The organism is Pseudomonas sp. BN415 (assembly GCF_029871195.1).
GTDB classification, from domain to species: Bacteria; Pseudomonadota; Gammaproteobacteria; order Pseudomonadales; family Pseudomonadaceae; genus Metapseudomonas; species Metapseudomonas resinovorans.
On sequence record NZ_SSOK01000061.1, the window covers coordinates 299,471 to 320,946 of the forward strand.

Below are 21,476 nucleotides of genomic sequence, written 5' to 3' on the forward strand. Positions count from 1 at the left end.
TGGGCTCCATTGACACGGATCAGAACGGCAGGTTGAGTTCAGGGGCGATGAGGGTGAGCTGGCTGCGGAACACCTGTTTGATGCGCTCCAGTTCCTCCTCGGTGTCGGCCTCGAAGCGCAGCACCAGCACGGGAGTCGTGTTGGAGGCGCGGCACAGGCCCCAGCCCTTCGGATAATCGACACGCACGCCATCGAGGGTGGTGAGGTTCGCTTCACCCCAATTGGCCTCGCGCTGCAGGCGCTCGATCAGGGGGAACTTGCTCTCGTCGGTGACGGTGATGTTGATTTCCGGAGTGGAGACGTCTTTCGGGAAGGCCGAGAACACATCTTCGGCGTCACGCTTGTCCTGGCTGAGGATTTCCAGCAGGCGCGCGGCGCTGTAGATGCCGTCGTCGAAGCCGTACCAGCGCTCCTTGAAGAAGATGTGGCCGCTCATCTCGCCAGCCAGCAGCGCGCCGGTTTCCTTCATCTTTTTCTTGATCAGCGAGTGGCCGGTCTTCCACATCACCGGGCGGCCGCCGTAGCCGCTGATGAGGGAGGTCAGGCGACGGGTGCATTTGACGTCGAAGATGATGTCGGCGCCGGGATTGCGGGACACGACATCCTTGGCGAACAGCATCAGCAGGCGGTCGGGGTAGATGATGCTGCCTTCGTTGGTCACCACGCCCACGCGGTCGCCGTCGCCGTCGAAGGCCAGGCCCAGGTCGGCCTTCTCTTCCTTCACCTTGGCGATCAGGTCTTCCAGGTTCTCGGGCTTGCCCGGGTCCGGATGGTGGTTGGGGAAGGTGCCGTCGACATCGCAATACAGTGGGATCACGGTGCAGCCAAGTGCTTCGATCAGTTGCGGCGCGATCACGCCAGCGACGCCGTTGCCGCAGTCCACCACGACTTTCATGGGTTTGGCCGTGGCGATGTCATCGCGGATTTCGCGGAAGTAACGGTCCAGTACGTCGACCACCTCAATGCTGCCTACACCGCTGGCCAGATCGTTGTTCTGGATGCGGGTGTGAAGGGCGGTGATCTGTTCGTTGGCCAGGGTTTCGCCTGCGATCATGATCTTGAAGCCGTTGTAGTCCGGCGGGTTGTGGCTGCCAGTGAGCATCACGCCGGATTTGCCGGCCAGTATGTTGGCGGCGTAGTAGAGCACTGGGGTCGGCACCATGCCGACGTCGCTGACCTGGCAGCCGCAGTCCAGCAGGCCCTGGATCAGCGCCTGAACCAGCTCGGGGCCGGACAGGCGGCCGTCGCGGCCGACCGAGACGCAGGGCTCGCCGCGGGCCAGGCTTTCCGAGCCGATGGCGCGACCCACCCAGTAGGCGGTCTGGGTAGTGAGGGTATCGCCGACCACGCCGCGGATGTCATACGCGCGGAAAATGCTGGCGGGCAGGGTGGGAGCGATCTGTTCGATGCTGGTCATGGCGGGGGCTTGCTCCAATCCCAGGAGGTCCTGGTCTTCGTCGAGGATGTCGATATCGAGAATGTCGGTATCTTGGAAAAGCGGGTCGGCCAATTCGGCCGGCCGAGGGGGTGCCGAGGCAACAGGGTTGCTGGCGGCTACCTTGGCCAGGCCATTGTCCGGCGCCGGCTCGGGTTTGCGCCTGGGTTGGCGGGCAAGCGCCTGGGCCAGGCTGTCCAGCGCCGGCAGGCGCAGACTGAATGCTTTGACGCTCTTGCCGTTCGAGAGTTCTTGCAACAGCTGATTGAGCTGCTGCGCGTCGTCCCGCAACTTGCGCTGCAGGGCGCCCTGGCTGAGCTTCAGGCCGAGCAGTGCGCCGCCCAGGGCGAGCAGGGCGGCCAGGGCCAGCAGCAAGGGAGAGAAGACGGTCTGGGTCAGGGTCGGACCAGGCGTGAAACTGAGCCTCCAGTTCGGGTTGCCACTGTCCAGGTCGATAGGCGCAACACCGGCGGCTTGCCCGCGCTGGGCAAGGAGCTGGGCAGGGGCGTTGCTGAACTGCTGAGTCAGCTGCAGCTGGCCGACCTCCGCTGGCAGCGATGGCAGGCTGCGCAACAGCCGGTCCAGCTCGAATACCATCAGCAGGGTGCCCTGGGGCTGGCTCTGCTCGTTCAGGCGTAGCGGTGCGGCACTGTAGACCAGCCAGCGGTCACCGACCTTGAAGGCTTCAGGGCTGGGCGGCTGGCCATTTTCCAGGCGACGCAGCATATCCAGCGCAGCGAAGTTCATCGGCGCGGCGCGCTGGCTGTTCTGCTGTGCCTGGCCAGGCAGGTTGAGGTGAGCGTCGATCACGCCGTCGCGATAGCCCAGGCTACGTTCGGCGGCCATCAACTGGCCGGCGTCACCGCTGTTGAGGGCGTCGATCAGGCTCGGATCATGGGCGGCGGCGGCGGTATCGGCCTGCAACTGGACGATCGCCTGGCGCAGGGTAGCGGCCTGGCTGCCGCCCCAGGCCTGGCCGAGCTGGTCGATCCGACCCTGCTCGGCGGGGCTGAGGACGCCAAGCCAGAGCAGGGCGCCAGCGGCGGCCACACCCACGAGGGCGGCCAGCGCGCCTGGGAGCAGGTCGTCGGAGCCTTTGCGGTCGGACTTGGCTTCGACCGACGCTCTGGCCGATCCGTTGCTGGCGGCGTCCTTGCTGCTGCGCTTGAAGAGTTTCACTGAACGTCTCCTAGGCGGTTCGTCCTGATGTTGGACTGTCAGTGGCTGCCGGTGTGACCGAAACCACCGGCACCACGTTCGCTTTCGTGGAACTCGTCAACCAGTTCGAAGTGTGCCTGGACCACGGGCACCAGCACCAGTTGGGCAATGCGCTCGCCAATGGCGATGCGGAATGCCGTCTGACCGCGGTTCCAGCAGGACACCATCAGCTCGCCCTGGTAGTCGGAGTCGATCAGGCCCACCAGGTTTCCCAGTACTACGCCGTGCTTATGGCCGAGGCCCGAGCGCGGCAGGATCAGCGCGGCCAGGCCCGGATCGGCGATGTGGATCGACAGGCCGGTGGGGATAAGGAGGGTCTGGCCGGGCTCGAGGACGACTTCTTCCTTGAGCATGGCACGCAGGTCGAGGCCGGCAGAGCCAGGGGTGGCATATTGCGGAAGCGGAAATTCGCTGCCGATGCGGGGATCGAGGATCTTGGCTTGCAGTGAGTGCATGGAGTCTCAGGCCTGGTTGAGGCGGTCGGCGATGAAGGCGATCAGTTGGCGGGCAATCTTGCCCTTGCTGGTCTGGGCGAAGCTGGTCTGGGCCAGGTCGCGGTTGATGATGGTGATGGCGTTCTCCTCGCTGTTGAAGCCGATGGTGGGGTTGGCCACGTCATTGGCGACGATCAGGTCGAGGTTCTTGTCTTTCAGCTTGCGCGAGGCGTACTCGAGCAGATTCTCGGTCTCGGCGGCGAAGCCCACGCTGAACGGGCGGTCGGGACGGCCGGCGAGCGTCGCGAGGATATCGGGGTTACGTACCAGCTGCAGCAGCAGGCCTTCGCCACTGGTCGGGTCTTTTTTCATTTTGTGCTGGGCGACCACTTCCGGACGGTAATCGGCCACCGCAGCGGCAGCGATCAGCAGGTCGCAGGGCATGGCCGCTTCGCAGGCGGCAAGCATGTCGCGGGCGCTGACCACGTCGATGCGGTTGACCCGGTCCGGCGTGGGCAGATGTACCGGGCCGGTGATCAGGGTCACCTTGGCGCCGGCTTCCACTGCGGCTTCGGCGAGGGCGAAACCCATCTTTCCGGAACTGTGGTTGGTGATGTAGCGCACCGGGTCGATATTTTCCTGGGTCGGTCCGGCGGTGATCAGCACATGGCGGCCCGTGAGGGCGCGGTGCTCGAAGCAGTCGGCGGCGCGTTGGGCCAGTTCCTCGGCTTCCAGCATGCGGCCGAGGCCGACATCGCCGCAGGCCTGGCTGCCGGCTGCCGGGCCGAACAGGCGCAATCCACGCTTGGCGAGGATTTCCAGGTTGGCCTGGGTTGCCGGGTCACGCCACATGGCCTGGTTCATCGCCGGGGCCAGGGCGACGGGGGCGTCGGTGGCCAGCACCAGAGTGGTCAGCAGGTCGTCCGCGACGCCCAGGGCCAGACGCGCCATCAGGTCGGCGGTGGCCGGTGCGATCAGTACCAGGTCAGCCCAGCGGGCCAGCTCGATATGACCCATGGCCGCTTCGGCGGCGGAGTCGAGCAGATCGAGGTGGACGGGGTGGCCGGAGAGCGCCTGGAGGGTCAGGGGGGTGATGAACTCCCGGCCGCCCTGGGTCATCACCACGCGGACTTCGGCACCTTGGTCGCGCAGGCGGCGAACCAGTTCAGCGCTCTTGTAGGCGGCAATACCGCCGCCCACGCCCAGGAGGATGCGTTTCCGATAGAGCCGCTGCATAGGCCTGCCTTTTATAAGGTTTAAGATGTGCTGCGGCGAAGGCGCCTCCCCAGGCCGATCGTCGCGCAAAAAAGGTGGGTTAAGATAGCACAGCGACCGCACTGGAACAGCGGCGCAGCTCAATCATGGAGGTGTCATGAGCATCCGCAATTGGCCTGTGGCGGAGCGTCCGCGGGAGAAGCTTCTTGAACTGGGTGCGGCGTCGCTGAGCGACGCCGAGCTCCTCGCCATTTTCCTGCGCACCGGCGTAGCCGGTCGCAGTGCCGTCGATCTCGCCCGCCACCTGCTCAACGACTTCGGCAGCCTGCGCGCCTTGCTCGAGGCCGAGCTGCACGACTTCAGCCAGCACCTCGGTTTGGGGCCGGCCAAGTTCGCCCAGTTGCAGGCGGTGCTGGAAATGGCCCGGCGTCATCTCGCTGAGGGGTTGCGTCGCGACTCCGCGCTGGAAAATCCCCAGGCAGTGCGTGATTTTCTCAAGGCGCAATTGCGCCATTCCGCCCACGAGCAGTTCGCCTGCCTGTTCCTCGACGCCAAGCACCGGGTGCTGTCCTTCGAGGTGCTGTTCCACGGCACTATCGACGGCGCCAGCGTCTACCCGCGCCAGGTGGTCAAGCGGGCCCTGGCGCACAATGCTGCGGCGCTCATTCTCAGTCATAACCATCCTTCGGGCGTCGCCGAGCCTAGCGAAGCCGATCGCCAGCTGACCCTGCGCCTCAAGGAGGCGCTGGCGCTGATCGACGTACGCGTGCTCGATCACTTCATCGTCGGCGATGGTGAGCCCCTGTCGATGGCGGAGCAGGGCTGGATCTAGTCCAGTTTCACCTTGGCGAAGTCCTGCCGGCCGAAGGGGTTGACCTGGTAGCCCTCGACATTGGTGCGGGTCAGGGTGAAGGCAGTGGGATGGGCGAGCGGCAGCCAGAGGGCCTGCTCGCGAATGATCTGCTGGGCCTTTTCGTAGAGGGTGGTGCGTTCAGCCGGGTCCGCATGGGTCTTGCCGTCCGCGATCAGCTTGTCGAGTTCGGCGTTGCAGTAGCGCGCGAAGTTGAGCCCGGACTGCACCGACGCGCAGGCAAACTGCGGGGTGAGGAAGTTGTCCGGATCGCCGTTGTCGCCCGCCCAGCCCATGAACAGCAGGTCATGCTCGCCTGCTTTCGCGCGCCGGATAAGTTCGCCCCACTCGATTACGCGGATCTCCGCCTGAATGCCGACCTTGGCGAGGTCAGCCTGCAGCAATTGGGCGCCCAGGCTGGGGTTGGGGTTGAGCAGGCTGCCGGAAGGGCGGGTCCAGATGGTGGTTTTGAATCCGTCTTTGAGCCCGGCTTCGGCAAGCAGCGCTTTGGCCTTCTCGGGATCATGGGGGTAGGTCGGCAGCTGTCCGGCGTAGCTCCAGGTGTTCGGCGGGTAAGGGCCGTCGGCGGCCGTGGCGCTGCCTTCGAAAACCGCCTTGAGGTAACTGGCCTTATCGAAGGCGAGGTTGATCGCCTGGCGCACCTGAGGTTTGTCCAGCGGAGGGTGCTGACTATTGATGCCGACAAAGGCAGTCATGAAGGCCGGCACCTGGATAACCTTGATGTTCTTGTCGCTGGCGGCGGATCGCACATCCAGGGGTTTGGGCGACAGGGCGATCTGGCATTCGCCGCGGCGCAGCTTCTGCAGGCGTACGTTGGCGTCGGGGGTGATGGCGAAGACCAGGCCGTCGATCCCGGGCTTGCCGCCGAAGTAGTCCGGGTTGGCGGCATAACGTACCGCGGCGTCCTTCTGGAAGCGACGGAAGACGAAGGGGCCGGTGCCGATGGGCTGGGCGTTGAGCTTCTCGGGCGTGCCCGCTGCCATCAACTGGTCGGCGTACTCTGCGGAATAGATGGAGGCGAAGCCCATGCTGAGGGTGGCGAGGAACGTGGCGTCCGGTTTGTTCAGCGTGAACCGCACCTGCAGGCCGTCGACCTTTTCGATGTGTTTGATCAGGTTTGGGAGCTGCATGGACTGGGCGTGGGGAAATCCGCTCTGGGCCACTTTGTGCCATGGGTTGGTCGGATCCAGCATGCGCTGGAAGCTGAACACCACGTCATCGGCATCCAGTGGGCGACTCGGCTTGAAGTAGTCGGTCGAATGGAAGCTCACGCCCTGGCGCAGCTGGAAGGTGTAGGTCAAGCCGTCGGCGGCAACCTCCCACTTTTCGGCCAGGCCCGGTATCAATTTGCCGTTCTGCGCGTCGAATTCCACCAGGCGATTCATCAGCACGTCGGCTGAGGCATTGGTGGTTGTCAGGGAGTTGTACTGCACGACGTCGAAGCCCTCGGGGCTGGCCTCGGTGCAGACGCTGAGGGTCGCGGCCTGGGCGAGCAGCGGGGCAAACAGAAGCGGGAGGGCGGCAAGACGCATGGCGGCTCCTTTGCGATGGCTGGTAAGCCCGTGGCGGGCCGAAGGCCTTACCCTAGACCAAGGCTGGTCCGCGAACAATGTGTAGTGGGCGACGAGCGGTCGCTTAGGTTGGCGGCCCTGATGTGGCGGCGTAGGCGCGGTTTCTGGCGTGGCCTGCCTGTGGGTAAATCGCTACGGCCCTTGCTGCACTAGGGTCTTTCTGATATAAAGCAGCGCTCTTTTCTGGGGGCCCGGTCTTTCGCAGTCTTTGTGCGGCCGGTAAGACCCTGACGAGACGGGCGCTTCAGCGCCCATTAAAGTGAGAGTTCAAGCGGCCAACCCATGCCGGGTTGGGCATGTGGTTTAGAGGGCTGAGGCATGTCGAGAGTCTGTCAAGTAACCGGTAAGGGTCCGGTTACCGGGAACAACATTTCCCACGCTAACAACAAAACCCGTCGTCGTTTCCTGCCGAACCTGCAGCATCACCGCTTCTGGGTCGAGTCCGAGAAGCGCTTCGTGCGTCTGCGCGTTTCCGCCAAGGGCATGCGTGTTATCGACAAGCGCGGTATCGATGCCGTGCTGAGCGAGCTGCGTGCTCGCGGCGAAAAGGTTTAAGGAGCTAATCATGCGTGAACTGATCCGTTTGGTGTCCAGTGCCGGTACCGGCCACTTCTACACCACCGACAAGAACAAGCGCACCACTCCCGACAAGATCGAAATCAAGAAATTCGATCCGGTTGTGCGTAAGCACGTGATGTACAAGGAAGCCAAGATCAAGTAATTGATCCGGCCCTTGTCGAGAAAGCCCGCCCCGTGCGGGCTTTTTCATGCCTGCGATTTGTTCAGACTTGGCTTGCCGATTCGTTGTGGGGGCGAATTCATTCGCTAAGGGCGGCGAAACCGACCCATTGAGGGCCATAGGGAAGACCTGTGGCCTGCTCAGCGATTGAAATCGCCCCCACAGAAAAGACAGCCCTTCGCTTTTGCCCATAAAAAAGCCCGCCAATGGCGGGCTAAAGGGTGACAAGCATGAAGAGTGAGCAGGCTTAGCGAGTGGCCTGTTCGAAGATCACGTAGACCTTGCGGCAAGGCTCCAGCACTTCCCAGGTACCGGAAAAACCGGCCGGGATGACGAAGCGGTCGCCAGCGCGCACGGTCTTGGCGTTGCCGTCAGCATCGCGAATCACCGATACGCCCTGGAGAATCTCGCAGTACTCGTGCTCGGTGTAGCTCACTGTCCAGTGACCCACCGCGCCTTCCCAGATGCCCACATTGAACTGGCCGCAGGGGCTGCCGTAGTGATTGCGTACGCTCTGCTCGGGGTCGCCCTTGAGGATCTTCTCGGGTGCCGGGCGGTAGTGTTCCGGGGCAGTGGTGGCCTGGGCGAAGTCGACGATCTGCTGGATATTCATTGTGCGGTCCCTGTTCAGACAGCCTTGCGGATGGAGTCGGCGAGCTTGCCGACGAGAATGTCGATCTGTTCCTTTTCGACGATCAGTGGTGGCGACATGGCGATGGTGTCACCAGTGACGCGCACCATCAGGTCATCGTGGAAGCACTGTTCAAATACCTGGAAGCCGCGCTTGCCGACTCCTTCGGCGGCAGGCGCGAGCTGTACGCCGCCGACCAGGCCCGCGGCACGGATGTCGATCACGTTGGGCAGGTCTTTCAGGCTGAGCAGGGCATCCTGCCAATAGCGTTCCAGCTCGATGGCGCGGTCGAACAGACGTTCGCCCTGGTAGATATCCAGCGTCGCCAGAGCGGCAGCGCAGGCGACCGGGTGGCCGGAATAGGTGTAGCCGTGGAAGAACTCGATGGCGCTTTCCGGTCCCTGCATGAAGGCCAGGTAAATCTCTTCGGCGACGAACACCGCGCCCATGGGGATGGCGCCGTTGGTCAGTCCCTTGGCACAGGTGATGATGTCTGGGGTGACGCCCCAACGCTGGGCGGCGAACGCCTCGCCAATGCGGCCGAAGCCGGTGATCACTTCGTCGAAGATCAGCAGGATGCCGTGCTTGCGGGTGATCTCGCGCAGGCGTTGCAGGTAGCCCACCGGCGGCAGGATCACGCCGGCCGATCCGGACATGGGTTCGACGATCACCGCGGCGATGTTCTCGGCGCCATGCAAGGTCACCAGGCGTTCAAGTTCGTCGGCCTTCTCGATGCCGAATTCCGGCAGGCCTCGGCTGAAGGCATTGCGCTGGATATCCAGGGTATGTGGCAGGTGATCGACGTTCGGCAGCAGGGCGGGGAAGGCCTTGCGGTTGTTGACCATGCCGCCGACCGAAATGCCGCCAAATCCAACGCCGTGGTAGCCCAGTTCGCGTCCGATCAGGCGGGTGCGGGTACCCTGGCCAATGGCGCGCTGGTAGGCGAGCGCGATTTTCAGTGCGGTGTCCGCCGACTCCGAGCCGGAGTTGGTGAAGAACACCTTGTTCAGGCCCTTGGGCGCGATATCGGCCAGGCGTTCAGCCAGCTCGAAGGGCAGGGGGTGCCCCATCTGGAAAGTCGGTGCGAAATCCAGCTTGGCGATCTGTTTGCTCACCGCCTCGGTGATTTCGCGGCGACCGTGGCCGGCGTTGCAGCACCAGAGCCCGGCGGTGCCGTCGAGGACCTGGCGGCCATCGGTGCTGGTGAAAAACATCCCTTCGGCGCTTTCCAGTAGGCGCGGTTTGGCCTTGAACTGACGGTTGGCGGTGAAGGGCATCCAGAAATCATCAAGACTGTTGGATATTCTGCCCGGTTGAGGTGCGTAGGCGTTTGTCATTGTGACCACCAGAGAAGGCAAGGCGAGGTGTTGTAGTGATTTTGCCGGAGTCTATGTTTAATATAACGAACATGACAAGGGTGTTTAGCCTGCAACTGTAAAATATATTGAAAAGGCTAGTCCCTCTGGTTTAGGGTTGCGAGGATGGCCGGATAGAGGTCGGCCTTGCAGAATTTTTGACAGTGCATGCCTGAGCTGGCGGCACTCTTCTAATAAGAGGAAAGCTCCGATGACCACCCTGACCCGTGCAGACTGGGAACAACGCGCCAAGTCCGTGCAGATCGAGACCCGCGCCTTCATTCATGGCGAATACACCACCGCCGTTTCCGGCGAGACCTTCGATTGCATCAGCCCGGTCGATGGTCGTCTGCTGGGCAAGGTTGCCAGCTGTGACCTGGCCGATGCCGAGCTGGCCGTGAAGGATGCCCGCGCCGTGTTCGAGTCCGGTGTGTGGTCGCGCTTGGCGCCGGTCAAGCGCAAGGAAGTCATGATCCGCTTCGCTGACCTGATCGACGCCCACGCCGAAGAGCTGGCCCTGCTGGAAACCCTGGACATGGGCAAGCCGATCAGCGACTCGCTGAGCGTCGACGTGCCGTCCGCATCCCGCGCCATTCGCTGGAGCGGTGAAGCCATCGACAAGATCTACGACGAAGTCGCCGCCACCCCGCACAACGAACTGGGTTTGGTGACCCGCGAGCCGGTGGGCGTAGTCGCCGCTATCGTGCCGTGGAACTTCCCCCTGCTGATGACCTGCTGGAAGCTCGGCCCGGCCCTGTCCACCGGCAACTCGCTGGTCCTGAAGCCGTCCGAGAAGTCGCCGCTGACCGCTATCCGTCTGGCCCAGCTGGCCATCGAAGCCGGTATCCCGGCGGGCGTGCTGAACGTGCTGCCGGGCTTCGGTCACACCGTGGGCAAGGCCCTGGCCCTGCACATGGACGTCGATACCCTGGTGTTCACCGGTTCCACCAAGATCGCCAAGCAGCTGATGATCTACGCCGGCGAATCCAACATGAAGCGCGTCTGGCTGGAAGCCGGCGGCAAGAGCCCGAACATCGTCTTTGCCGACGCTCCTGACCTGCAAGCTGCCGCTGAGGCTGCTGCTGGCGCCATCGCCTTCAACCAGGGCGAGGTCTGCACCGCCGGCTCGCGCCTGCTGGTGGAGCGTTCCATCAAGGACAAGTTCGTGCCCATGGTGGTCGAGGCGATCAAGGCCTGGAAACCAGGCAACCCGCTGGACCCGGCGACCAACGTTGGCGCCCTGGTGGATACCACTCAGATGAACAACGTGCTGTCTTACATTCAGGCTGGACATGACGATGGCGCCAAGCTGGTGGCGGGTGGCAAGCGTGTGCTGGAAGAAACGGGCGGTACCTACGTCGAGCCGACCATCTTCGACGGCGTGAACAATGCCATGCGCATCGCCAAGGAAGAGATCTTTGGCCCGGTGCTTTCGGTCATCGCCTTCGACAGCGAAGAAGAAGCAGTCGCCATCGCCAACGACACCATCTACGGCCTGGCCGCAGCGGTGTGGACCAACAACCTGTCCCGCGCCCACCTGGTCGGCAAGGCCTTGCGCGCTGGCAGCGTCTGGATCAACCAGTACGATGGCGGCGACATGACCGCGCCCTTCGGCGGCTTCAAGCAGTCCGGCAACGGCCGCGACAAGTCTCTGCACGCGTTCGACAAGTACACCGAGCTGAAGTCCACCTGGATCAAGCTTTGAGTCCCAATTGAGGTCCGCCCCCGTCGTCGGGGGCCGGCTCTACGAGCCATGCCTGCGGCCGGGTTTCCAGCGATGGAGCCCGGCCTTTTTTGCTTTGCGCCACATGGAAAGGGAGGACATTGGCAATGCGTTGGGGAACGTACTTCGCGGTCTGTGGCGCGGTCATCAGCATCGGCCTGGCGCTGGGGGTGACCATGCCTCTGGTGTCCCTGCGGCTGGAGAGCTGGGGCTACGACAGCTTTGCCATCGGCGTGATGGCGGCAACCCCGGCCGTGGGCGTGTTGCTCGGTGCAGTGATTGCTGGGCGCCTGGCTGCACGCTTCGGCACCACGACCCTGATGCAACTCTGCCTGCTGGTAGGCGCGCTGTCCGTGGGCTTGCTGGCGCTGGTTCAGTTCTATCCCGTCTGGCTTTTGCTGCGGTTGTTGATCGGCATTGCCCTGACGGTGGTGTTCATCCTCGGCGAAAGCTGGATCAACCAATTGGCAGTGGAAGAATGGCGTGGCCGCCTGGTTGCTCTCTATGGCACTGGCTATGCCCTGAGCCAACTTTCCGGCCCGCTGCTGCTGACGGGCCTCGGTACTGGCAATGACCTCGGCTTCTGGACCGGTACCGGGCTGCTGATCGGCGGCTCCCTGCTGCTGCTCGGTCGTACCGGCGCGCCCACTGTCGACGCCCATAGCGCGTCGGGGCGCGGCCTCTGGTCCTTCTGCATGCGCTTGCCGACCATCGCCTGGGCGGTCGTGCTGTTCGCCGCCTTCGAAGCGATGATGCTGACCTTGTTGCCGATCTACGGCTTGCGCCAGGGGTTCACCCAGGAAGTGGCCCTGTTGATGGCCAGCGTAGTGGTGGTCGGTGATGCCGCTCTGCAGCTCCCCATCGGCTGGCTGGCAGACCGGATGTCCCGCCTCAGCCTGTTCCGCGTCTGCGGCGTCACGCTGCTGGCGAGCAGTTTGGCCATTCCGCTATTACTGTCTACGCCCCTGATCTGGCCAATCTGGGTGCTGTTCGGGGCCAGCGCGGGCGGGCTCTTCACCTTGGCGCTGATCCTGATCGGTGAGCGCTATCGCGACGACGAGCTGGTACGGGCCAATGCCCATATCGCCCAGCTCTGGGGGATTGGCTGTCTGATCGGCCCGCTGGTAACCGGTGCGGCAAGCCAGTGGATAAGTGGCCACGCGCTACCGTTGATGATGGCCCTGGGTGCCGCCGGATTCGTCTGGCTGGCCTGGACCCGCGAACTGTTCGACGACGGCGCCGAGGCTGTGCCCGACTGAAATCTGTGCCCAGGTAGGATGAGGTAGAGCGAAGCGAAACCCATCGCAGCGGAACAGCCGATTGATGGGTTTCGCAGTACGGACCTCGCGTTCGGAGGGCCGGGGGTCAGACGACTCCCGCCGCTTCCTTCATCCGGTACCAGAGCATGCCGAGTGCCAGCAGCGGCGAGCGCAAGTGGCGGCCGCCGGGGAAGGTGATGTGCGGGACCTTGGAGAAGATGTCGAAGCCGTTGCTTTGCTCACCGCAGATGGCTTCGGCGAGCAATTGGCCAGCCAGGTGAGTGGCGTTCACGCCGTGGCCGGAGTAGGCCTGGGCGAAATAGACGTTGGGCTGATCCGGCAGTTTGCCGATTTGCGGCAGGCGGTTGGCGCCGATGCCGATCATGCCGCCCCACTGGTAATCGATGCGCACGTTTTCCAGCTTCGGGAAGACCTTGATCATCTTCGGCCGCATGTAGGCGCCGATGTCTGCCGGGTCGCGCCCGGAGTAGTGGCAGGCGCCGCCGAACAGCAGGCGGTTGTCGGCGGAGAGACGGTAGTAGTCCAGGGCCACGCGCTGGTCGCAGACCGCCATGTTTTGAGGCAGCAGCTCGCGGGCGAGGTCTGCGGGCAGCGGTTCGGTGGCGACCACGTAGCTGCCTGCCGGCAGCACCTTACCGCCGAGCGTGGCGTTCAGGTCGTTCATATAGGCATTGCAGCCCAGTACCAGGGTCTTGGCGCGGACCTGGCCCCGGGCGGTATGCACCTTCACCTCCGGACCGTAGTCGATGCGGGTAACGGCGGAATGCTCGAACAGGCGTACGCCGAGGGACTGGGCTGCGGCGGCTTCACCCAAGGCTAGATTGAGCGGGTGCAGGTGGCCTGAGCCCATGTCGATCAGACCGCCAACGTACCGGTCCGAACCCACTACGCTGCGCATTTCATGAGGCTGTACCAGGCGCAATTCATGGCGGTAGCCGAGGCCTTTCAGTTCTTCCATGTCCTCGGCGAAGCCGGCCAGGTCGCGTGGCTTGTTGGCCAGGTCGCAATAGCCCCAGGTCAGGTCGCAGTCGATGGCAAACTCCTCGACACGGCGGCGGACGATCTCCACCGCGTCCAGGCCCATGAGCTTGAGGGTGCGCACGCCCTCGGCACCGATCACCGGCTCGAATTGTTCGACGCCGTGGCCGACACCGCGAATCAGTTGCCCGCCATTGCGCCCGCTGGCGCCCCAGCCGATCTGCCGGGCTTCCAGCAGCACCACCGAGCGGCCACGGCGGGCCAGCTCGATCGCCGTGTTCAGCCCGGAGAACCCGCCACCGACAATGCACACGTCGGCCAGCTCCTCACCCGCCAGGGGCGGGTAGTCGATGCGGCGGTTGGCGGTCGCGGCGTAATAGGAGGGAGCGTGCTGTTCGGTGTGCACCGGGATGCGAACGCGGGCGTTCATGTGCGAAATCCTGATTTTGTTGTTTGGAAAATTTTACGCCCGGGCAGAATAAGGCGAACCCCCTGGCCCTGCCAAGGGATTTGCCGGTGGAAACGGAACAGTGGTTCCGAATCAGTCGGGAATCGGCAGGTTCAATGATTCCTTCACTTCTTCCATGACGATGTAGGACTTGGATTCGCGCACGTGGGGCAGTTTCAGCAGGATGTCGCCGAGCAGCTTGCGGTAGGAAGCCATTTCGTTGATCCGCGCCTTCACCAGGTAGTCGAAGTCACCCGAAACCAAGTGGCATTCCAGTACGTGAGGCAGCTTGAGTACGGCGCGGCGGAAGTCTTCGAAGGTGTCGCCGGACTTGTAGTCCAGGCTGATCTCGACGAACACCAGCAGACTGGCCTTCAGATGCTGCGGGTTCAGTCGCGCGTTGTAGCCGAGGATGATGCCTTCGCGCTCCAGGCGGCGGACGCGCTCGGTGCAGGGCGTGGTGGAAAGCCCCACGCGTTCGCCCAGCTCGGTGAAGGAAATCCGGCCGTCTTCCTGCAGGATTCGTAAAATATTCCGGTCTATCTTGTCCAGTTCACGACGGGATTGATGCTGGGTGCGCATGGTGGATGCCCCTCCGCTTAAGCGCATTCTGCCGAGAATTATCGCCAAATATAGCTATCTATATAGTGAATACCACTGGGTTTGTCTCCCTATACTTCGCGCCAACGACGCTCAAAATAACAAACGCAGCGGATTCCCCGTTGCGAATGGAGACAGACATGCGAGTGATGGTCCTTGGCAGTGGTGTGATCGGTACGACTAGCGCCTATTACCTGGCCCAAGCAGGGTTCGAGGTGGTCGTGGTCGACCGCCAGAACGCCGTGGCCATGGAAACCAGCTTCGCCAACGCTGGCCAGGTTTCCCCCGGTTATGCATCGCCCTGGGCGGCGCCCGGCGTGCCGCTGAAGGCCGTCAAGTGGATGCTGCAGCAGCACGCGCCGCTGGCCATCCGCACCACCAGCGACATCGACCAGTACCTGTGGATGACGCAGATGCTGCGCAACTGCACTGCCTCCCGTTATGCGGTGAACAAGGAGCGCATGGTGCGTCTGTCCGAGTACAGCCGCGACTGCCTCGACGAGCTCCGCGCTGAAACCGGCATCAGCTATGAAGGCCGCGCCCTCGGTACAACCCAGTTGTTCCGCACCCAGGCCCAGGTAGACGCCGCGGCCAAGGACATCGCCGTCCTTGAGCGTTCCGGCGTGCCTTACGAGCTGCTCGACCGCGATGGCATCGCCCGCGTCGAACCGGCCCTGGCCAAGGTCAAGCACAAGCTGGCCGGCGCCCTGCGTCTGCCCAACGACCAGACCGGCGACTGCCAGATGTTCACCACCCGCCTCGCCGAGATGGCGGAGAAGCTGGGCGTGGAATTCCGCTTCGGCCAGAACATCGAGGGACTGGACTTCGCCGGCGACCGCATCAACGGTGTGTGGATCGACGGCAAGCTGGAAACTGCAGACCGCTACGTGCTGGCGCTGGGAAGCTACACCCCGCAAATGCTCAAGCCGCTCGGTATCAAGGCGCCGGTCTATCCGCTCAAGGGCTATTCGCTGACCGTGCCGATCATCAATCAGGCCATGGCGCCGACCTCGACCATTCTCGACGAGACCTACAAGGTCGCCATCACCCGCTTCGACAACCGCATCCGCGTGGGCGGCATGGCCGAGATCACCGGCTTCAACCTGGACCTGAATCCGGCCCGTCGCGACACCCTGGAGATGATCACCTCCGACCTCTACCCGGAAGGCGGCGACCTCTCCCAGGCAAGCTTCTGGACCGGCCTGCGCCCGGCGACACCGGACGGCACCCCGATTGTGGGCGCCACGCCGTTCCGCAACCTGTTCCTCAACACCGGACACGGTACCCTTGGCTGGACCATGGCCTGCGGCTCCGGCCGCCTGCTGGCGGACCTGATGGCGCGCAAGCGTCCGGACATCAGCGCCGACGGCCTGGACATCTTCCGCTACGGCAATTCCAAGGAGACCCCGAACAATGTCAATCCAGCGCCTGCGCACTGAAACCCGCTACAGCGAAATCGTCATCCACAACGGCACGGTTTACCTCGCCGGCCAACTGGATGAGAAGCACAGTGCGGGCATCGGCCAGCAGACTCGCGAAACCCTGGCCGCTATTGACGCAATGCTGGCCGAAGCCGGTACCGACAAGAGCAACATCCTGTCGGTGACCATCTACCTGAAGGACATGGAGGCGGACTACGCGGCGATGAACGCGGTGTGGGATGCCTGGGTGCCGAAGGGCGCTGCCCCGGCCCGTGCCTGCGTCGAAGCGAAGATGTACTCGCCCGACGTGCTGGTGGAAATGACGGTCGTCGCCGCGCTTCCTTAAGTTTCTTGCTCAGCCCGGCGTTCGCGCCGGGTTTTTTCCACCCGATCAATTAGAAGAAGTCCTCGCCATGCGTCCCGCTCGTGCCCTGATCGATCTCGAAGCCCTTCGCCACAACTACCGCCTCGCCCGTGAGGTCAGCGGCGCCAAGGCGCTCGCCGTGGTCAAAGCCGACGCTTATGGGCATGGTGCGGTGCGCTGCGCCCAGGCTCTGGAATCCGAGGCCAATGGCTTCGCCGTGGCCTGCATCGAAGAGGCGCTGCAACTGCGCGCGGCCGGAATCCGTAAGCCGATCCTGCTGCTTGAAGGCTTCTTCGAGGCTGATGAACTGGCGCTGATTCAGGAGCACGACTTCTGGACAGTGGTGCACTCCAACTGGCAATTGGAGGCGATCGAGCGGGCTGCCGTACGCAAGCCGCTGACCGTCTGGCTCAAGCTGGATTCGGGTATGCACCGAGTCGGCCTGCACCCTGCCGAGTACCGCGATGCCTGGCAGCGTCTTTCCACCAGCGCAAAGGTCGAGAAGATCGTGCTGATGAGCCACTTCGCCCGCGCGGATGAACTGGACTGCTCCAGCAGCATCGAGCAGGTTGCCGTTTTCGAACAGGCTCGTGACGGGCTCGACGCGGAGGTCAGCCTGCGCAACTCGCCGGCCGTCCTTGGCTGGCCGCAGGTGCCGAGTGATTGGGTGCGCCCCGGCATCATGCTCTACGGCGCCACCCCCTTCGAGCAGCCGCATTCGCTGGCGGACAATCTGAAGCCGGTGATGACCCTCGAATCGAAGATCATCAGTGTGCGCGAGCTGCCCGCCGGCCAGCCGGTTGGCTACGGTGCGAAGTTCGTCACCGAGCGCCCGACCCGCGTCGGCGTGGTTGCCATGGGATACGCCGACGGCTATCCGCGCCACGCGCCCACCGGCACTCCGGTGAGCATCGACGGCCAGCCGAGCCGACTGATCGGCCGGGTTTCCATGGACATGCTCACCGTCGACCTCACCGACCTGCCCACTGCCGGCCTTGGCAGCCGCGTCGAACTCTGGGGCAACGAAGTTCTGGCCAGCGATGTGGCTGCCCATGCCGGAACGATTCCCTATCAGATCTTCTGCAATCTGCGCCGGGTGCCGCTCGTCTATAGCTGATCACCGGCGTGGATGGCGAGTGATCAGGAAAACGATCATTTCGCCGACGTTGTTTGCTAGGTCACTGCTTTTACTGAGATTTTTCTTGGGACGGGGAAAGTTCGCGCAGTATTGACGGCCCGCGTGTTGTAAATACTGAACGCTGTTGCCATGATACGGCGACCGTGACTACCCCTGATCCCCAAGGAGGATCCCGCCATTGGACGTCGGTGTACGACTGCAAGCCATCCGTAAGCTGAAAGGCCTGTCCCAGCGTGAGCTCGCCAAGCGCGCGGGTGTCACCAACAGCACCATTTCCATGATCGAGAAAAACAGTGTCAGCCCCTCCATCAGTTCGCTGAAGAAGGTGCTGGGGGGTATTCCCATGTCGCTGGTGGAGTTCTTCTCCCTCGATCTTGAGCAGGAAAACCAGGTCCAGGTGGTTTATCGGGCTAGCGAACTCACCGATATCTGCAGTGGCGCCATCACCATGAAGCTGGTGGGCAAGGCCCATCCCAGCCGCGCCCTGGCCTTCCTCGACGAGACCTACCCGCCGGGCACTGATACCGGTGACGAGATGTACGCCCATGAAGGTGAAGAGGCCGGCATGCTGGTTGAGGGCCGACTGGAACTGACCATCGGCAGCGAGGTGTTCATCCTCGAACCGGGCGACAGCTACTATTTCGAAAGCAGCAAGCCGCACCGCTTCCGCAATCCGTTCGATGCTCCGGCACGCCTGATCAGCGCAACCACGCCAGCGAACTTCTGAATTCCAAAAACGCCACGCCCATGTCCCTGCGACAAGTTGGGTTGTTTCAGCGTGGCGAACTAACCGTATATACTTGCGCCCGCTCGCGAAACCGTGGCCGCGGGCGAAACTAGCCACGATGAGGGTGTAAGGGTGAACCTAATCAAGAAGATGCTGGCGGCCCACGCTGCCGTATTGGCCCTGTGGGCTGTTAGCGCCCAGGCCGCGACCGACGACGCCGTTGCCGAGCGCATCAAGCCGGTAGGCGAGGTCTGCGTACAGGGTCAGGAATGCAAGGGCGTTGGCGCCGTAGCAGCCGCTGCTGGCGGCGGTGCACGTACGCCGGACGACATCATCGCCAAGCATTGTGGTGCTTGCCACACCGCTGGCGTGCTGGGCGCGCCGAAGATCGGCGATACCGCTGCCTGGAAAGAGCGTGCTGACCACCAAGGCGGCCTCGACGGCATCCTGGCCAAGGCCATCTCCGGTATCAACAGCATGCCGCCGAAGGGCACTTGCGCCGATTGCACCGACGATGAGCTGAAAGACGCCATCAAGAAGATGTCCGGCCTGTAACTTTGCCGCCATCGATGAGTGAAAAAGCCGCCCAAGGGCGGCTTTTTCATGCCTGTTCGCTGCGACCTGTTGTCGCAGCCAGTTTCAGTCGAGAAAGGTGACCTGGCCGTCGGTGAGCGAGGCCACCCGTGCCAGCGCCTCGACCCGGTAGCCCTCGCTTTCCAGCAGGCCGCGGCCTTCCTGGAAGGATTTCTCGATGACGATGCCCAGCCCCGCGACGCTGGCGCCGGCCTGGCCGATCAGATCCAGCAGGGCCTTGGCGGCATGGCCGTTGGCGAGAAAGTCATCGATCACCAATACGTGGTCGGCGGCGGTCAGGTGCTTGGCCGAGATGGCGATGGTGCTTTCACTCTGCTTGGTGAAGGAGAACACCTTGGAAATGTAGAGGTTGTCCTTCAGGGTCAGCGACTGGTACTTGCGAGCGAAGATCACCGGTACGCCCAGTTCCAGGCCGGCCATCACCGCTGGCGCAATGCCGGAGGCTTCGATGGTGACGATCTTGGTGATGCCTTGGCCGCGAAAGCGTTCGGCGAACTCATGGCCCACCTGCTGCATCAGGCGTGGATCGATCTGGTGATTGAGGAAGGCATCGACCTTCAGTACCTGGTCGGACAGTACGATGCCTTCTTCGCGAATCTTCTGTTTCAGCGCTTCCACGCCATTACCCTCATGTATGGCCCGGTCTGCGCCGGGGTTCTTTGATTACGGCTTCTTCAGCATGGCACGGATGTCGGCCAGGGCGGTGTTGCCGCGCGCGGCCTTCACCTCCACGGGGGCATCGTCCATGCCTTCCCATTCCAGGTCTTCCTGAGGCAGTTCCTCGAGGAAGCGGCTGGGTGAGCAGTCGATGATCTCGCCGTACTGCTTGCGCTTGGCGGCGAAGGTCATGGCCAGATTTTGCCGCGCGCGGGTGATGCCCACGTAGGCCAGGCGGCGTTCTTCCTCGATGGTGTCGGCTTCGATGCTGGAGCGGTGGGGGAGGATGTCTTCTTCCACACCCATGATGAAGACATAGGGGAACTCCAGGCCCTTGGAGGCGTGCAGGGTCATCATTTGCACGCCGTCGGCACCTTCCTCTTCCTCCTGCTGGCGTTCGAGCATGTCGCGCAGCACCAGCTTGGCGATGGCTTCCTCGATGGTCATGCCGCCTTCTTCATCGCGTTCCAGGGTGTTCTTCAGGGCGTCGACGAGGAACCAGACGTTGCCCATGCGAAAGTCAGCGACCTTGTCGCTGGAGGCGTTCTGGCGAATCCAGTTCTCGTAGTCGATATCCATCACCATGCTGCGCAAGGCGGCGATGGGATCGTTCTGCGCGCATTGTTGGCGCACCCCGTCAATGAAGCGCTTGAAGCGCTGCAGGCGCTCGGTGAAGCGGCTGTCGAGGTGCTCGGACAGGCCCATTTCGTCGCTTGCGGCGAACATCGAGATGCCGCGCTCGGTGGCGTAGTTGCCGAGCTTTTCCAGGGTGGTGGAGCCGATCTCCCGGCGCGGCACGTTGATCACGCGCAGGAAGGCGTTGTCGTCGTCCGGGTTCACCAGCAGGCGGAAGTACGACATCAGGTCCTTCACTTCCTGGCGCCCGAAGAAGCTGGTGCCCCCGGACAGCCGATACGGAATCTGGTGGTGCTGCAGCTTCAATTCCATCAGCTTGGCCTGATGGTTGCCCCGGTAGAGGATGGCGAACTCGCTGTAGGGCCGTTGGGTGCGCAGGTGCAGGGTGAGAATCTCCATGGCGATGCGCTCGGCCTCGGCGTCCTCGTTGCGGCAGCGGATCACCCGGATTGGATCGCCCACACCCATCTCGCTCCACAGTTGCTTCTCGAACACGTGGGGGTTGTTGGCGATGAGGATGTTCGCGCACTTGAGGATGCGGCTGGTGGAGCGATAGTTCTGCTCCAGCATCACCACCTTCAGCGACGGGAAATCTTCCTTCAGCTGCATCAGGTTTTCCGGCCGCGCGCCGCGCCAGGCGTAGATGGACTGGTCGTCGTCACCCACCACGGTGAACTGTGCGCGATGCTGCACCAGCAGCTTCACCAGCAGGTACTGGCTGGCGTTGGTGTCCTGGTATTCGTCCACCAGCATGTAGCGCACGCGGTTCTGCCACTTCTCCAGGATGTCCGGGTTGTCCTGGAACAGTTTCACCGGCAGCAGGATCAGGTCGTCGAAGTCCACCGCGTTGTACGCCTTGAGCGTGCGCTGGTAGTGCATGTAGACGACGGCGGCGGTCTGTTCCTTCGGGTTGCGCGCCTTGGCCAGCGCCTCCTCGGGCAGGATCAGGTCGTTCTTCCAGTTGCCGATGTAGCCCTTGATTTCGTCGGCGCCATCATCCCCGGCATATTCTTTCTGCATGATGTCGGTCAGCAGCGCCTTGATATCCGACTCGTCGAAGATCGAGAACCCCGGCTTGAAGCCCAGGCGCGCGTGTTCCTTGCGGATGATGTTGAGGCCGAGGTTGTGGAACGTGGAAACCGTAAGGCCCTTGCCCTCGCTGCCGCGCAGCAGGGTGCTGACGCGCTCCTTCATCTCGCGCGCCGCCTTGTTGGTGAAGGTCACCGCGACGATGTACTGCGCGCGGATCCCGCACTGCTGCACCAGGTAGGCGATCTTCCGGGTGATCACGCTGGTCTTGCCGGAGCCTGCGCCGGCGAGTACCAGGAGCGGACCACCGACGTAGTTCACGGCTTCCTGCTGCCGAGGGTTGAGTCGGGACATGCTGGGGCTGGATCAAGGCGAATGGCCGCGCATTCTAGCAGGCCGGCCGGGTTGTACC

At 63.2% G+C, this 21,476-nt stretch carries 20 protein-coding genes; 10 read left to right on the forward strand and 10 right to left on the reverse strand.

The annotated features are described in order from the left end of the window. Positions 1–19: 19 nt before the first annotated feature. Genes E8F20_RS28415 through coaBC form a run of 3 tightly spaced genes read right to left on the reverse strand, consistent with a single transcriptional unit; the run spans position 20 to position 4,323 of the window. Positions 20–2,614, reverse strand: a complete 2,595-nt coding sequence (locus E8F20_RS28415) for a phosphomannomutase/phosphoglucomutase (protein ID WP_348529635.1) — start codon at positions 2,612–2,614, stop codon at positions 20–22. Between the two features lie 38 nt (positions 2,615–2,652). Beyond that, positions 2,653–3,108 carry a dUTP diphosphatase gene (gene dut / locus E8F20_RS19800; protein WP_280285257.1) on the reverse strand — a complete coding sequence of 152 codons (456 nt, stop codon included), beginning with the start codon at positions 3,106–3,108 and terminating at the stop codon, positions 2,653–2,655. A 6-nt stretch (positions 3,109–3,114) separates the two neighbouring features. Next, positions 3,115–4,323, reverse strand: a complete 1,209-nt coding sequence (coaBC, locus tag E8F20_RS19805) for a bifunctional phosphopantothenoylcysteine decarboxylase/phosphopantothenate--cysteine ligase CoaBC (protein WP_028626890.1) — start codon at positions 4,321–4,323, stop codon at positions 3,115–3,117. Between the two features lie 136 nt (positions 4,324–4,459). Here coaBC and radC point away from each other — a divergent pair, with 136 nt between their 5' ends. Then, on the forward strand, positions 4,460–5,134 hold the full coding sequence (gene radC / locus E8F20_RS19810) for a DNA repair protein RadC (RefSeq protein ID WP_280285258.1): 675 nt from the start codon (positions 4,460–4,462) through the stop codon (positions 5,132–5,134). On the opposite strand, the gene E8F20_RS19815 is transcribed toward radC, so the two are convergent. Then, positions 5,131–6,705: an ABC transporter substrate-binding protein gene (locus E8F20_RS19815; protein ID WP_280285260.1), complete on the reverse strand. Its 1,575-nt coding sequence runs from the start codon at positions 6,703–6,705 to the stop codon at positions 5,131–5,133. The two genes, radC and E8F20_RS19815, sit on opposite strands and share 4 nt — an antisense overlap. 357 nt (positions 6,706–7,062) lie before the next feature. On the opposite strand from E8F20_RS19815, the gene rpmB reads away from it, so the two are divergent. Beyond that, positions 7,063–7,299 (forward strand): 50S ribosomal protein L28, encoded by a 237-nt coding sequence (gene rpmB, locus E8F20_RS19820; RefSeq protein WP_028626887.1) that lies wholly within the window; start codon positions 7,063–7,065, stop codon positions 7,297–7,299. Positions 7,300–7,309: 10 nt separating this feature from the next. Continuing rightward, positions 7,310–7,465 carry a 50S ribosomal protein L33 gene (gene rpmG / locus E8F20_RS19825; RefSeq protein WP_003464575.1) on the forward strand — a complete coding sequence of 52 codons (156 nt, stop codon included), beginning with the start codon at positions 7,310–7,312 and terminating at the stop codon, positions 7,463–7,465. A gap of 265 nt (positions 7,466–7,730) precedes the next feature. On the opposite strand, the gene E8F20_RS19830 is transcribed toward rpmG, so the two are convergent. Beyond that, the gene (locus E8F20_RS19830) at positions 7,731–8,096 is read right to left on the reverse strand and encodes a cupin domain-containing protein (RefSeq protein ID WP_280285262.1); all 366 of its coding nucleotides are present in this window, start codon (positions 8,094–8,096) and stop codon (positions 7,731–7,733) included. Between the two features lie 14 nt (positions 8,097–8,110). Beyond that, positions 8,111–9,451: an aspartate aminotransferase family protein gene (locus tag E8F20_RS19835; RefSeq protein ID WP_280285263.1), complete on the reverse strand. Its 1,341-nt coding sequence runs from the start codon at positions 9,449–9,451 to the stop codon at positions 8,111–8,113. 229 nt (positions 9,452–9,680) lie between these two features. Between E8F20_RS19835 and E8F20_RS19840 the strand changes: the two genes are divergently transcribed. After that, positions 9,681–11,174: an aldehyde dehydrogenase gene (locus tag E8F20_RS19840; protein ID WP_280285264.1), complete on the forward strand. Its 1,494-nt coding sequence runs from the start codon at positions 9,681–9,683 to the stop codon at positions 11,172–11,174. Between the two features lie 125 nt (positions 11,175–11,299). Next, positions 11,300–12,451, forward strand: coding sequence for an MFS transporter (locus tag E8F20_RS19845; RefSeq protein WP_280285265.1), 1,152 nt, complete (start codon positions 11,300–11,302; stop codon positions 12,449–12,451). A 106-nt stretch (positions 12,452–12,557) separates the two neighbouring features. Here the strand turns inward: E8F20_RS19845 and E8F20_RS19850 are convergent, their stop codons facing one another. Further along, complete coding sequence (locus E8F20_RS19850; RefSeq protein ID WP_280285267.1) at positions 12,558–13,880, reverse strand: FAD-binding oxidoreductase; 1,323 nt, start codon at positions 13,878–13,880, stop codon at positions 12,558–12,560. Positions 13,881–13,991: 111 nt separating this feature from the next. Continuing rightward, the gene (locus E8F20_RS19855; protein ID WP_016495366.1) at positions 13,992–14,480 is read right to left on the reverse strand and encodes an Lrp/AsnC ligand binding domain-containing protein; all 489 of its coding nucleotides are present in this window, start codon (positions 14,478–14,480) and stop codon (positions 13,992–13,994) included. 158 nt (positions 14,481–14,638) lie between these two features. On the opposite strand from E8F20_RS19855, the gene dadA reads away from it, so the two are divergent. From dadA to E8F20_RS19880, 5 genes are all read left to right on the forward strand, one after another. Next, positions 14,639–15,937, forward strand: a complete 1,299-nt coding sequence (dadA, locus tag E8F20_RS19860) for a D-amino acid dehydrogenase (protein WP_280285268.1) — start codon at positions 14,639–14,641, stop codon at positions 15,935–15,937. Next, positions 15,912–16,265 carry a RidA family protein gene (locus E8F20_RS19865; protein ID WP_274802367.1) on the forward strand — a complete coding sequence of 118 codons (354 nt, stop codon included), beginning with the start codon at positions 15,912–15,914 and terminating at the stop codon, positions 16,263–16,265. Before dadA ends, E8F20_RS19865 begins: the two co-directional genes overlap by 26 nt. 67 nt (positions 16,266–16,332) lie before the next feature. Then, positions 16,333–17,400 (forward strand): alanine racemase, encoded by a 1,068-nt coding sequence (gene alr, locus E8F20_RS19870; protein WP_280285269.1) that lies wholly within the window; start codon positions 16,333–16,335, stop codon positions 17,398–17,400. Positions 17,401–17,599: 199 nt separating this feature from the next. Continuing rightward, a complete protein-coding gene (locus tag E8F20_RS19875) occupies positions 17,600–18,148 on the forward strand; it encodes a cupin domain-containing protein (protein ID WP_280285270.1) in 549 nt (182 codons plus the stop codon). A 132-nt stretch (positions 18,149–18,280) separates the two neighbouring features. Beyond that, positions 18,281–18,703: a c-type cytochrome gene (locus E8F20_RS19880; RefSeq protein WP_348529636.1), complete on the forward strand. Its 423-nt coding sequence runs from the start codon at positions 18,281–18,283 to the stop codon at positions 18,701–18,703. Positions 18,704–18,787: 84 nt separating this feature from the next. Here E8F20_RS19880 and E8F20_RS19885 read toward each other — a convergent pair whose 3' ends face one another. Together E8F20_RS19885 and rep are read right to left on the reverse strand one after the other, a co-directional pair. Then, positions 18,788–19,360, reverse strand: coding sequence for a xanthine phosphoribosyltransferase (locus tag E8F20_RS19885; RefSeq protein WP_137823066.1), 573 nt, complete (start codon positions 19,358–19,360; stop codon positions 18,788–18,790). Between the two features lie 45 nt (positions 19,361–19,405). After that, entirely contained in the window at positions 19,406–21,418 is a 2,013-nt protein-coding gene (gene rep / locus E8F20_RS19890) for a DNA helicase Rep (protein WP_280285271.1), read from the reverse strand. Positions 21,419–21,476: the final 58 nt, after the last annotated feature.